Source organism: Neobacillus drentensis, from assembly GCF_036965645.1.
Taxonomy (GTDB): domain Bacteria; phylum Bacillota; class Bacilli; order Bacillales; family Cytobacillaceae; genus Neobacillus; species Neobacillus drentensis_D.
This window is the reverse complement of the sequence record NZ_JBALPZ010000282.1, coordinates 1,382-1,588: the sequence shown is the minus strand read 5'-3', so window position 1 is coordinate 1,588 and position 207 is coordinate 1,382.

Sequence of the window (207 nt, the reverse complement as noted above, 5' to 3'; positions counted from 1 at the left end):
GGCTCGGCCGCACACCTGCGTGTTAGTTGAACAAACAAAAAGCCGCCATTGGCAGCTCCATCTTTAAGTAATGCACCCTTTAGTTGAGTAAGCATCTAATTAATCTGCATTTAATCGATAAGATTACCAATTATTCCTTTTCTTTAGTCTTATCTATCGAAAACTTCTTAAATGCCAAGACTGCATTATGTCCTCCAAAGCCAAAAC